Here is a 12,981-nt window from a genome sequence, read left to right on the forward strand (position 1 = left end):
AGTTGATGAGGCATTTGTCCAATCGGTTGCCTCAAAAAGGAATCATATTCCAAGGAAATCACTGAACTATCGAACCCCCATGGAAGTATTTTTGAGTTATATGGATGATGAGATGGTGTCTAGGTTAATTTGACAAATGAAACTAACAAAAAGTGTTAGCAAATAAAGGAAAAAAACGAAGAAATTCAAGACTAAAAAAAAGAGTGTTAGCAAGGCTGTTAGCAAAAAAGGCTACTAACAAAGCACCGACATCTATTGTAATTAAAAGAAAATATACCCATAGAGAGCAACATATAAAAAGCCGAAAACCCTTATCAATAAAGGCTTTCGACGTAATTTCTATGGCGTCCCCGATACGATTTGAACGTACGACACCCGCCTTAGGAGGGCGGTGCTCTATCCAGCTGAGCTACGAGGACATATTAAATTTTTGTTGGCAAATCTGCTCTTTTTACCCTCCTAGGGATTGGAACTACTACCACTTAGGAGGGTCTTGTAATATCCATTTTACTAAGGGGACTATTTCAATAAGCTTGCTTATTGAACAAAAGCAGTTAAATAAACATACTTCTCTATTTTAAATTTCTTCCCTGTTCCTGTCAATGACTATCTGCCAAGCAACTGGATAGTCTAAAAAAATATATCTTTAATCAGTGATTCTCAGGCAAATCATTAATAGTCTGCAAAAAAGACAGCGCTTTCGTTTTATTTCAGCAGTTTTAGTATTTTCTCATTTTTTCTGCTATTCTCAGGCAAATAGATCGAAAAGAAGCGGATGAGATGCTATGATTAAGTAAATAAATGAATAAGGAGTGCTAACAGTATGACAGAAAAATCAAAAGAAGAAGTATTTGCGGAGCGACAGGATCATTACAAACAGGAAAAAGAAGAGATCATCAAAAAAGCATTGAAGGAGCATAAGGCAACTGAAAAAGATGAAAAGAAAAAATAAGCCTTCTGTCTTTCATAAATTAAAAAACTGAGCATTTTCTGTAAGAATACATGGTATGCAGAGAATGCTCAGTTATTTTTATGCTTAGAAATAATCTTCCAAAACCGGTTTGCCATCAGGAATCAGCTGATCTAAAAGTACGACCATTTCTCTGCTGCCGGATAGTATTTCATGAAAATTCAGCTCCGCCCCTGTACGATATCCCATCAATAGTTGCGTCCATCCCTGAATTCCAGAGCTCAAAACTCTTTTTCCTTCAACAAACACTTTATCTTCAATTTGATTTAAAACAGCTGTTCCATCTTTGACTTTCAGCTGCCAGAAACCTGCATTCCATGGGGCAAACTCATCAACAATTTCCAAATAAAATTGATATTCTGTCGAATACTTTTGGAACGGATAAGAAGCAATAAATGTTTTAAAATCAACGATTCTCCCCATCATATACGGCACCAGCTTCATTTCAACCACAGGCGCAGGCATCAGATAGCTTAGATTTTCACCTATAAAGCCTTTTTCATAGTAGAACTGTCGGGTAGTACCACTGTGTGAACCGATAAATCCAGCCAGTGCTGAATAGGCATCTTTATTTAATGCCTTCCATTCGTTAATCGTAAATTCCTCTGAAGTAACCTTATAAACTAAATAGCCTAGCGGTTGACCCTCTTTGCTTTTTGCAATGGCAAACCGAAACTCATTTCCCTGTGCAAATTTGTATTCCAGCCACCAGTCTTCTCTAACCAGAGCTCCGGGATGTTTGACAAGTTCCTCCGCATAAATCTCAGCAATGACAGATTTAGCATGGGACCAATCTTCTCGATACACTGAACTCTCAGCAGCTGTTGTTTTCGGCCAGTCAGTACTCGCAATTCGATAGATGATCTGTTCAAAAAGCTGTTCATATCCATAACGCCGATAAAATGGATAGGAGAATGGAGACAGATAAGACAATGCTGTTTTTTCTTTAGCTAAATCTGACAGCAGCCTTCTCATCAAAGCAGTTATACTCCCTTGCCCCCGATACTCTGGATAAGAAGACACACAGCCGACACCACCCATTTTATATTTACTCCCATGAAAATCAACAGTAAATGGCGTTGACAACAGCTGACTTATTAACTGTTCCCCTTCAATATATCCGTAGGCTTCCGAGTGCTCTACAATCCAGTCAAATCTCTTTTTTCTTTCATCCGATACTTCAGAATTAAACGCGTAAGCAGCAAGATCAAACATAGCTTTTGTATCTTTCAGTTCCAGTTTTCTGATATGCTCCATGCTTCCCCATCCTTTCCTGCTTTAAAATGAAAAAAGGAAGGAACATTATCGCCTCATCTTATGATGCTAGTCCCAACCTCTTCTATTTTACAATTATGAATTTTCCATTTGTTCCAACATTTTTTTAAATTGACGCTTTTTGAAAAAACCAAGTAGCATACTTAGTACTATATCATTCATTTTTTGAAGAGTTCCATATGACTCCATGCTTTCAGCATAACGGATTTCGCAGGAATTGTCATCGATCATTGTAATATCGTAACTTACTTTAAATTCATTTTTAGTCGTAGATGTAGAAAAATGATAAGCAGAATCTTTTTCAATTTTATCGATTTTTATTTTTGCCCGCTGGCTTTTTGAAAATGTTTTAACATATTCAAAATTATTCAATTGCTTTTCTGTGACATCTTTTCCCGTTTGTACCCTGATATCATAAATAACAGATTCAATGATTTTCTTGTAAAAGACAGGTGCAGGAATATTTAGTTTTTTTACAACTTCCACTATTTCTTCACCTCACCATTTTTTGAATCATCCTTTTGCTTTTCCTTTTTCTTCCCTCTAAAGTAGAAGAATAGTCCAGCAGCAATTAAGGAAATTGCTGTAGTCATACTGGAAAAATCATATTTCCCGGTACTCATGTTCGCTGAATACACAAAAACCAATAAACCAATACTACATAAAAATATTCCGTTTTTCATCATCATGATTTTTCATCCTATCTACTCGTTAAACCGCAGCTGACTGGAAATACAGAACATTTCCCCAAGACTCACCTTTGATTAACTGTTTTGCTTTGGCAGCGGCTTCTTCGCTGTCTCCGGTTACTTCAAAGATTAACTTAATTCCCTGTTTTTCTTTAAAGGTATATGTAAAATCCCCCTCACTGTAGCCTTCTAATAATTCTTTAATTGCGTCCTGCTGCATTGCGCTTGAAATTGCAATCATGTCCATCTTCCTTTCTTTCTCTTTCTATTTATTAGATTACTTTGTAAAAAAAATTTCAGTAATCCTTAAAACATCTTTTTTTACAAAGTTTTATTTGAAGCCCTCTGAAAAATTCGTTTAACTTTTGAACGCCTAAATTCATACTAGTAAAAATAGTTGCTTCACCTCGTAGAAGCGGAAGCAACTATTTTAGTAACTCAATTATTTGTTATCAGGTTCTCCCAATGAAGGGTCCATCTTGTTCGCTGCAATAACGAACGGTACCCAGATGAAGAAGCTGACCACAATACATACAAGTGTTACGATCGGTGCTCTCCAGTCAGCTCCTGTTGCAAGGAATGACAATAGCACTGGAGGAACAACCCATGGCACTTGTTGTGATACCGGATTAACCAATCCGCCAATAGTTGCAAAGTATCCAATTGCAGTAGTTACTACTGGTGCAATGATAAACGGAATAAACATAATTGGATTTAATACGATTGGCAAACCAAACATTACTGGTTCATTGATGTTGAAGAATCCAGGTCCAATTGACAATTTCGCAACTGTTAAGTAATCTGCACGTTTTGAAAAAATGAAGATTGCAAACAACAGCACGATTGTACCACCTGAACCACCGAACATAGTGTACGCATCAAATGATCCGCGAACCCAGTAGTACGCTTTTCCATCTTTGATCGCTTCCAATACGGCAGCACTACCTTTAACACCGTTGTAGCCTTGTTCAAAAATATTAATATTTTTCAACTGAGCAACACCGAAGATCCCTTCCAGAACCGGTGCCATAACGTTGGTTCCGTGAATACCAAAGAACCAGAATATTTGGATAGCAACCTGAATCAATACAATTGCTCCAAAGCCTTGAGTCAGACCCAAGAACGGTTCTGCAATGTATTTCTGAATCAAATCAATCAGTAACTGTCCGTCAGTTATTTGTGCCACTGCAAAATTAATAATTGCTACTACATATAATGCCACTGCTGCAGGAATAATCGCTGCAAATGCTTTTGATACTGCCGGCGGTACTTGATCAGGCATTTTGATCGTAATGTTCGCCAACATTAGTTTTGCATAGATAATGGTTGCCAAGGCACCAATAATCATGATGGTGAAATATGCGTTACCATCTAAATGACCTAATTTAAGCCAGCCCCAAAGATTTACGTTTAAAGTGCTGCCATCAATCGTTGCGCCAATCTCTGCATTGTTGATTGCTTCAGCAACTGCATCCGGAACTTTAATACCTAAATCAGCAGATGATGATGGTCCAAATGAAATACCTTGAATAAATGCTGCAAGAGCTACAATACCACCTGCCAGGTCGTTTACGTTGTAAGCACGTGCTAAGTTGAATCCCCAAGAAAAAGCAAAAATCAAACCAGCAATTGCCAATGTACCGTTCCATACATACCCATTAACTGAAATGATTTCCCTGATAACCGGAATTGTCGAACCATTATAGTCAGGCCAGAATGCCGGCGGTAAATCACGAATGATCGCGTTGATCATTACGGCAATCGCACCAGCCATTGTTGCTGGCATTGTGCCGATAAATGCGTCACGTAAAGCTACTAAATGCTTTTGCGCACCGATTTTTCCGGCAATTGGAAGAATGTGCTTCTCCATCCAAGCTGTTAAAGCGTTCATTTTTATATCCCCCTATAAATAATATTTATCTAAAGAGCCCTGCTCTCTAAATTAAAAGAATTAAAACTCCGTTCAAAAAGTTTTAGTTACTCTCTCAATCTTCCGTTCAAAAAAGAATGATTATTAGTTTGCGTCGATACGACGGTATACAGCAATGATTTCTTTTGCTAAATCTGTAAAAGCAATTGAAGTCATTAAATGATCCTGACTGTGTACCGTTAACAATGTTACAGTGATATTATTTCCCTGTGCTTCTTGAGTCAACAACCCTGTCTGAGAGTGATGTGCCTCAACTAATGATGCTTCTGCTGCAGCGATTTTCTGATCAGCCAATTCGAAGTTCCCTTCTTTCGCTGCTGCAATAGCCTCCATTGCGTCACTCTTAGCATTCCCACCATACATAATCAAACCCATGATGGCTTCTAAATTTGCTTGTTCTTCCATTTTCATTCCTCCTTTAATATAGTACGGATTGTTTAAATTAATTCATTAAAGCAATTGCTTGATCTAAAACTTTTTCACCATTCATCATTCCGTAATCAGCCATGTTGATAACATCCAACGGAATACCTTTTGGTGCAAGTTTTTGTTCAAATTGAGCTTTCATGAAACGTACTTGCGGGCCTAATAATAATACATTTACATCTTTTGACTCTAAATTGTTGTCAGCGTCTGATGCAGATACAGCAAAGATATCAGCTTCCATTCCACGTGCTTCTGCAGCTTTTTGCATTTTCGTTACCAACAGACTAGTACTCATTCCAGCAGAACAAACTAGCATAATTGTTTTTTTAGCCATTGTCTTCATCTCCCTAAATTATTTGATTACACAATTATATAAGCAATAAACGTGCCAAAAAACAGTATAGACCAAATCCCATCATATCAGGGTTTTGATCTATACCACTTAGTCTTGCACACTTTATTATTCTCTTACACACAAAAATTTAGTGTGTAAATTCTATTTTCTGATTTTATTATCTAAAAACATTTTGGTTAAATGTGCAATATCAGCCTCAGGAACCTTGATTCTATAGGCTTTTTCGATTATCATCATATTCGTTCTGGCCACATCAGTTTCCAGTCGATACTTCTTCATAAATTCGGAAAGACCTTCGAAGCCTCTGCCTTCTTCTCCTTTAATAATAGAATCAACCAGAAAAGCCAAATGGAACACAATGCCGGCATCCACTCCCGGCTCAACAATAATATGCATGTCACTCTGAATTTGATGAACTGTTTTTTGGAGCATGACAATTAGTTTCTGTAATGAATCCACCGTAGTAATTGTATCACTTAATGAACGGACAATCTTTTCTGTCGGCACTTCATCTCCTGCAATTCGCTTCAGTACATTAAGCTTCTCATCATCGAAGATGTCGTACGCTGAAAAGAAAGGAATATTTTGATACTCAACATCTACAGTTCCAGCAATTGCTTTAATTTCATATTCTTCCATCAAACTGTCTATATGCTTTTTAAAGGCTTCTCTTTCCAAAAACTGCATTTGGATAATTTCAACCTTTTCTTCATCAATGACAGGCAAAATTCGCTGATACAATCTTGCTGCTACTCCTTCTCCGGTAAAGCAGGTAACAACGACTGCCTTTTTTACCTGATTAGGATTTTTCAAGCTGCTTCGGAATTGTTCGCGAATAATCCCCTCAAGAGACATCTGGATGTTCTGATAGATATCTTCCAAGCTTCTTCCGACACTGGACATACGAATCGCTTCCAGCACGATCATCGTACTCGTCATCGAAATAGCTTTTGTTCGAATCCCAGTTTCTTCATAAATCATATTTCCAAATGAATTCAGCGATCCCATATCTGTTAGCAACAGCATCCCGTTACTTAATGAATCCTGATGATCCACAACATATTTTCTCAAATATTCATACATCGTCTGAACTTCCATTGTCAAAGGCATATTCATCGCCACTCCTGTGGAGGTCCCCAAAAGCTCCTGTGCTGTTTTCAACATACTGGAGGCTGTGGAATCACCATGCATTAAAACAACTACACCGACATTATTTACTTCAACTTTTTCTTTGTCTCCCACATCAATAGAAAGAAACATGCTGATAAAGCCGATTTCATCAAAAGGAATCTCTATATCATTCTCTTCTTCAATAATTGCAGACAGATCAATGGCCACCTGAAATTCTTTCTTCATTTGTTTTCGAATATTGTTCAGGTTGGGGTGAACAATCACATGACCTTCACGAACACGCTCAATCGTACTTTGGAGATGGAGTGCAAAAGCAAAGCGGGCATTTTCATTATATTGGCGTGATAAACGTTTTTCCGCCAGGTCGTACAAGCGGTTTGTCAGCTTCCAGATGCTTTCCGGAAGCAGCTCCTTGTGAATGGAATTTTGAGTCAGCTCCTTCACATAGGTTTGGAAATATGCATCCATATCTGTAGAAATTAATTCTTCCAGATCAATATTTTCAAGCTCATTTCCAGCCAAAGAAGCAACTTTTTTTTCAATTTCATTATAAACCTGCATATCTCTTGCCGGGTCCCTGGACCAGACCACTTCATTTGTCCCTGGTTCAAAGCTTAGATAATTGTTTTTTCCATCCACAAAACGATCCAGCCGATCGGAAACTTCCTTAATTTTCAATAAGCCCTTTTGAACCTGCAGCGGCAGATCCTTCTTCCTAATCATTAAAAAGACCTCATTGTGCGTTCGGTAATGAAGAAAAGACTTGGCACAAACAAGCTTCAAATCCCGCTTAATCTGACCGATATTTCCTTCAGCATCATAAAGCATAAATGCTAAAATCGCTTCTCTTTCAATGTTGATTCGCTGATTCAGCCGATTAGCTTCCTGTTTGATAAACAAAGAGATAATATCATAACGCTCATCCAACGATCTGGCATCTAAATTAGGCAGTGTAATTGCCATCGGAATTCTTCTATTAAATGTCGTCAGAAAACTTTCGGAGGATTCTGTTGTAGCACCGATAATCTGTACAGAAGCATTATAGGTCTTGCCGCTTTCGCCCAGCGGACGATAAATCCCCTTGTCAATAAACGTAAAGAGCATTTCCTGTCCTTCTGGAGTCAAACGATGAATTTCATCCAGAAAAAGGATACCTCCGTCTGCTTCTGAAATCAGTCCCGGGCTATCGTTTTCAGCTCCGGTATAGGCTCCTTTTTTCACACCAAAAATATGGCCAAAAAGCAGCTGCGGATTTTGAGCATAGTCTGCACAGTTAAATGAAACAAACGGTGCATTCTCCGGCAATGTATTGGAGCTCACAGCAAAGTGGTACATACATTCCGCAAATAGCGACTTCCCTGTACCTGTTTCACCAAAAATAATGGTATGGAGTCCCCGCGGCGGATAGAGAATAGCCGCTTTCGCCTGCTGAATACTTATTTTCAGTGAATCATTGGCACCAACCAGATTTTCAAATGAAACTTCACTTGAACTGTCAACATGAATCATATCTTCTTCAAAAACAGACGTATAAACAACCGGACGTCCTTCTTTTTTTCGAATTTTATGTTCCTTCGACAGCTCACTTAAATATCGGCTTGCATTGCTTCGGTCAATAGATAGTTTCTCCCCGATATCAGCAGCTGTCATACCAACCTTTGTATTCTCTAACAAAGCTAAAATTTCTTCTTTTCTGGATTTCATGCTTAGCCTCCCTTTACGCCTGATGAATGCAAACACGACAAATAGTTGTTACTTTTCCTTTTTTAAATGCCCAGCCTCTGTTTCTTTTCTGGTTTCATGAAATTCCGCACCATAAAGAAAAATTTCTTTTGCTGAAACAGCTGCTGCTTTCATCAAACGCTGAAAGTCTCTTTTTGTCCGATCATTAATAAAAGTAATAACCGCTCCTTCTGCACCCATTCGTCCTGTCCTGCCGGCTCGATGAGCATAGCTGACGGCATCTAACGGAACATCTGCATTAATAATATATGCGACTTCCGTAAAATCAAGTCCTCTTGCACCGACATCTGTTGTCAGCAACATTTTTACTCTTTTATTAGAGAACTGACTGACTGCCAGTTTTCTCAGCTGCTTATTCTGATCAGAAGCCAGCCCCAGAATCGGTAACCCATCATAAATCATTTTCTCTTCAACTGCACCTAAATCTGACAGCTGATTAAAAAAGACCATTCCATAGAATTCAGGGACATGAAGCATCTTTTGCAGAAAGTCTTTTCTCTTTCTAAACGGTACTTCTATGTAATAATGGTGAATTGTGCCCGCTGACTGATCCTCTTCAGATACATCAATTGTCTGAACTTCTTCCGCAAGCTCAGACACTTCTGATTCAATTCGATCTGCAGTTGCAGAGTAAAAAGCCAGCTGGAAGTCAACAGGAGCACTCTGCAGAATTTGTCGGGTCAGATCCAGATCCGTTTTCTGCAGAAGCTGATCAGCTTCGTCCATCACAATTGTTTTAAGCTGATGACTTTTAATTTTCTTCGCCCGGATCAGTTCAATTATTCTACCAGGAGTACCAATCAGTACTTCCGGCTTCTTTTTGAGCTTTTCTATCTGCCGTTTAACATTTGCTCCACCGATCAACGTCTGTGTTTTCAACTGAAGCAGATTACCCCACTCTTGTGCGACCTGCCCAATCTGCACGGCTAATTCCTGAGAAGGTGCTAATATCAGCAGCTGGCTTCCTGAATGGGCAGTTGTTCTCAACAGCAGCGGCAATAAATAAGCCAGTGTTTTACCTGTACCGGTAGGCGAAATTCCTCTTACATTTTTTCCTTCAGATAAAGGCTGAAAACTTTTTTTCTGAATAGCTGAAGGTTCGTTAAAACCAGAAGTCTGCCATTTCTCCTGCCAAACTTCTGGTAGTTGATTTACAAAATTCATATAGTTCCTTTCATGGATAAAGATTTAATCAAAAGTTTCCCTTTTTTTTCTATCACCAAAACTGTCTGTCCGTTGATTTATCCCGACATGCCTAGAATTCAGCATCTGCTGATTTTGCCGACGCAATCCAATGAGCAAACAAAAAACAATTGATTGAATGATCTCATTTTTCTCAATTGCTATTTATTCTTATTTCTTTATTTCAGAGGAAATAAGCCTGTCTCTATTTTACTTTTTATCCGCCTCAAATACAATACCTGCATCTTTTCTCAAATAAGTCAACACTCGATTGACATTACGAGCCAGCTCCACCCATTCCTCATATTGAAGGCCCCAGTTCCTATCATTTGGGTTTTCAATAACATTAGCAAAGTCAGCAGCTTCTTCCACCATTGGATTTTCTTCCGCTGTCAAAGAAATGCGCTCTATCTGTTGATGGCTTCGATCGTGAAACTCAGCTTTCGAAATAGAATTAATCCCATCTAAAAGCAGTGTACCACTGTCAAAATAAATTTCAGAAGACAAAAATGAATCACCGATTTTTCCTGCCTGAATCGTCACATCAAAGTGATCATAGCGTAAAATTGCCGTTCCCAAGCCATCCACCCCAGTCGAAATCTTTCGTGCAAAATAATGACTTTCAACCGGAACACCAAACCATGCAACCGCAGCATACACCAGATAAACACCTAAATCCATTAGTGCTCCACCTGAGAAATATGGAGAAAACACATTCGGTTCCTGTCCATCTAAAACCTGATCATAACGGGAAGAGTATTTCATATAGGTAAAATTCGCTCCGATGATCTCATTCTTCAACGGCAGCAGCGAACCAATTTTTTTGAAACTTTTTTCATGGATATTCCGAGCTGCTTCAAAAAAATACACCCTTTTCTCATTGGCAAGTGAAATAATTTCATCCATCTCATCCGGTGTTGAAAATGCCGGCTTTTCAACAATAACATTTTTTCCAGCCAGTATTGCCTGCTTTGCCTGTTCAAAATGCAGAGAATTAGGCGAAGCAATATAAACTGTAGTCATATGTTCAATTCCAAAAAACACTTTTAGATCGGTTGCATATTCAACATCACCATATTTTTCGCCAAATGCCTGAGCGCTCTCCAGCTTTCTGGAGTATATTGCTGCTAAATCATATTTTCCAGTCTTTAATGCCGCCTCTACAAACTGATCGCTAATCCAGTTTGTTCCAATAATACCCAGATGAATCATTTTATCCTCACCTTTCTTTATTCTGGTTGTTTAAACTTTTGATTTAAATCAAAAGGAACTGCTTTTAATACACGTATTGTTTCAGGAGTAACCTGACAATTATAAGTCAGAACCTGCAGTCCGGACTCTTGTCCCAGTAAAACTGCCTGCGCCAGTTCCAGCTGCATCTCATCATTAATAGTTGCTACATCAATTTGTTCAAACTGAGCAATAAACAGCACGTAACACTGATAGCCTGCATGAATCGCCGCAGTCAATTCTTTCACATGCTTTAAACCTCTCAGTGTCGGAGCATCTGGAAAGGCACCAATCCGCTCATTTTCGAGGGTCATTCCTTTCACTTCCACAAAAGCCTGCTGTCCTTTATTTGTTTCAATAAACAGATCAAATTGAGAGTTCCCATATTTCTTCTCACGTTTAATTGAAGCAATCCCGCCATTTAGTCCAGGCAACTCGATTGTTCCGTCTAACAAACCTTCAGCAGCCAGTGCATTAGGTATCTGACTGTCAATATTAAACCATTGTCTGCCTTTTTTTACTGCGATTAAATCATAATCTGTTTTCCTTTTCGGCGAAGGTCGATAACTTAATGCAACTTCTGCATTCGGCAGAAAAACTTCTCTCCCTCTCCCTGTATTTTTTACATGAACAGTTACTTTTTCTCCTGTTTCTTCTACTATACATTCAGCAATAAACCGATTTGGTCTACAAACAAATCTTGCCCGATATACATCCGGATATACGATCATTTAAACACCTCTCATCAAAACAATACCACATTTTCCAAAGTTTAGACAAATAAGTTGGAGTGATAAGAAGTATAAAGCAAATGAATCACCGCACAATATTTAATAAGAGAAAAATACCCTCAGTAAAATGCTGTTTTTACATCTTCTATAAGCAGCCTGATTATTATTGAACGACCTCTTTCAGAACATATAAAAAACTGCTCAGTTCGAACTTCGCTCGTTCTCTTCCTTTCCGCTATCTGAAGAATAATAGCAGACCATTGAATAGTAACCTAAAATCAGCAATACACCAACAGCTACGAAAGCAGACTCTTTTAGAGATCGCATATACAGAACAAAAAAATCAGAACTATAGGAATTAACCCCGATTTTACTGACACCCAGTTCCTCTTGGGATGAAGAAATGAAACGACCCATCGTACTGGTAAAAACAAAACACCAAATAAAAAAGTTAAGAAGATATCCTTTATTGTTATATTCATTTCATAATTTTCCTTTCCCTCCTCTGTTTTCAAATAATCTGTCTGCAGCAGCTCATTTAATAATTTTAGGGAAACCAGATCCGGCCTGCTCTTCCCCAGTTCCCATTTTGAGATTGTCTGCCGGGTGACAAAAACTTTGTCGGCTACTTCTTGTTGAGTAAATCCCATTGCTATTCTTTGAGATTTGAGTTTTTCATTCAATTCCAATTCTCATTCCCTCCTCAAAAATAATCTTACTACGTATTCCTATTAAAAATAACACAACACCTGCAATTGCGTGCGCAACAACACTCATTGATAATAAGCCTTATTATACCAATCAACTTCTACTGAGGTTGTGACAAAGCTTCTCCATACGATGAGTAACCGCAGGAGCACTTGCACATCCTTAACTGCGACGAGTAACCGCAGGAGCACTTGCACATCCTTAACTGCGACGAGTAACCGCAGGAGCAAAGCACTTCATGCGACGAGTAATCACAGGAGCAGAAGTGTTCTGCCTCAAGAATCAGGTAGGTATCATGCATCATCTACTCTGACAAGTCAATCGTAGTGATTTATGTCAATAAGTCGGAATATACGAAAATTGTCAAAGAACACTAGTCATAAAATGACTAGCTGTGAATGGATACCTCCCTGGAGCTACTCATATTTTCAGTATCGTTTGACTTATTTCCGAAGAGACAGCTTCTGGAACACCGTTTATTCAGTTTTAGGGATCTCAGACATACTTATGTCACAGTCCCATTACTAATTTTTAAGCTTCGTTAAATTTTGTTAATAATCATGTTTCCAGCTCTTCAAATTTTCTGATTCGTGCTATGATTAAAAGAAAAC

General features: G+C 38.5%; 13 protein-coding genes, 1 tRNA gene and 1 pseudogene. 2 read left to right on the forward strand and 13 right to left on the reverse strand.

Features of this window, described 5'->3' with window-relative positions; genetic code table 11:
* Positions 1-133: pseudogene (locus LI951_RS13465) on the forward strand (IS30 family transposase); the annotation flags it as partial.
* Between the two features lie 209 nt (positions 134-342).
* Here LI951_RS13465 and LI951_RS13470 read toward each other — a convergent pair.
* Positions 343-419: transfer RNA gene (locus LI951_RS13470), tRNA-Arg, on the reverse strand.
* A gap of 404 nt (positions 420-823) precedes the next feature.
* On the opposite strand from LI951_RS13470, the gene LI951_RS15190 reads away from it, so the two are divergent.
* The gene (locus LI951_RS15190) at positions 824-952 is read left to right on the forward strand and encodes a hypothetical protein (protein ID WP_267491509.1); all 129 of its coding nucleotides are present in this window, start codon (positions 824-826) and stop codon (positions 950-952) included.
* A gap of 84 nt (positions 953-1,036) precedes the next feature.
* On the opposite strand, the gene LI951_RS13475 is transcribed toward LI951_RS15190, so the two are convergent.
* The 12 genes from LI951_RS13475 to LI951_RS13530 all read right to left on the reverse strand — a co-directional run bounded on the left by LI951_RS13475 (position 1,037) and on the right by LI951_RS13530 (position 12,351).
* Complete coding sequence (locus LI951_RS13475) at positions 1,037-2,227, reverse strand: GNAT family N-acetyltransferase (RefSeq protein WP_229442529.1); 1,191 nt, start codon at positions 2,225-2,227, stop codon at positions 1,037-1,039.
* A gap of 93 nt (positions 2,228-2,320) precedes the next feature.
* Positions 2,321-2,731, reverse strand: coding sequence for a DUF3284 domain-containing protein (locus LI951_RS13480; RefSeq protein WP_229442530.1), 411 nt, complete (start codon positions 2,729-2,731; stop codon positions 2,321-2,323).
* The gene (locus LI951_RS13485) at positions 2,731-2,934 is read right to left on the reverse strand and encodes a DUF3188 domain-containing protein (RefSeq protein ID WP_229442531.1); all 204 of its coding nucleotides are present in this window, start codon (positions 2,932-2,934) and stop codon (positions 2,731-2,733) included. The genes LI951_RS13480 and LI951_RS13485 overlap by 1 nt, the downstream gene beginning before the upstream one ends.
* Before the next feature lie 22 nt (positions 2,935-2,956).
* Positions 2,957-3,175: a hypothetical protein gene (locus tag LI951_RS13490; protein WP_202064411.1), complete on the reverse strand. Its 219-nt coding sequence runs from the start codon at positions 3,173-3,175 to the stop codon at positions 2,957-2,959.
* A 201-nt stretch (positions 3,176-3,376) separates the two neighbouring features.
* Positions 3,377-4,825 (reverse strand): PTS sugar transporter subunit IIC, encoded by a 1,449-nt coding sequence (locus LI951_RS13495; protein ID WP_229442532.1) that lies wholly within the window; start codon positions 4,823-4,825, stop codon positions 3,377-3,379.
* Between the two features lie 123 nt (positions 4,826-4,948).
* Positions 4,949-5,269 (reverse strand): PTS lactose/cellobiose transporter subunit IIA, encoded by a 321-nt coding sequence (locus LI951_RS13500; protein ID WP_229442533.1) that lies wholly within the window; start codon positions 5,267-5,269, stop codon positions 4,949-4,951.
* A gap of 37 nt (positions 5,270-5,306) precedes the next feature.
* Positions 5,307-5,624 (reverse strand): PTS sugar transporter subunit IIB, encoded by a 318-nt coding sequence (locus tag LI951_RS13505; RefSeq protein ID WP_229442534.1) that lies wholly within the window; start codon positions 5,622-5,624, stop codon positions 5,307-5,309.
* A 162-nt stretch (positions 5,625-5,786) separates the two neighbouring features.
* Positions 5,787-8,480, reverse strand: coding sequence for a sigma 54-interacting transcriptional regulator (locus LI951_RS13510; RefSeq protein ID WP_229442535.1), 2,694 nt, complete (start codon positions 8,478-8,480; stop codon positions 5,787-5,789).
* Between the two features lie 48 nt (positions 8,481-8,528).
* Positions 8,529-9,683, reverse strand: coding sequence for a DEAD/DEAH box helicase (locus LI951_RS13515; protein ID WP_229442536.1), 1,155 nt, complete (start codon positions 9,681-9,683; stop codon positions 8,529-8,531).
* Between the two features lie 228 nt (positions 9,684-9,911).
* Positions 9,912-10,913: a Gfo/Idh/MocA family protein gene (locus LI951_RS13520; RefSeq protein ID WP_229442537.1), complete on the reverse strand. Its 1,002-nt coding sequence runs from the start codon at positions 10,911-10,913 to the stop codon at positions 9,912-9,914.
* A 17-nt stretch (positions 10,914-10,930) separates the two neighbouring features.
* On the reverse strand, positions 10,931-11,659 hold the full coding sequence (gene sfsA / locus LI951_RS13525) for a DNA/RNA nuclease SfsA (RefSeq protein WP_420705940.1): 729 nt from the start codon (positions 11,657-11,659) through the stop codon (positions 10,931-10,933).
* A gap of 317 nt (positions 11,660-11,976) precedes the next feature.
* Positions 11,977-12,351 (reverse strand): helix-turn-helix domain-containing protein, encoded by a 375-nt coding sequence (locus tag LI951_RS13530; RefSeq protein WP_229442539.1) that lies wholly within the window; start codon positions 12,349-12,351, stop codon positions 11,977-11,979.
* Between the last annotated feature and the right edge of the window lie 630 nt (positions 12,352-12,981).

The organism is Enterococcus sp. BWT-B8 (assembly GCF_020567625.1).
GTDB lineage: Bacteria > Bacillota > Bacilli > Lactobacillales > Enterococcaceae > Enterococcus_L.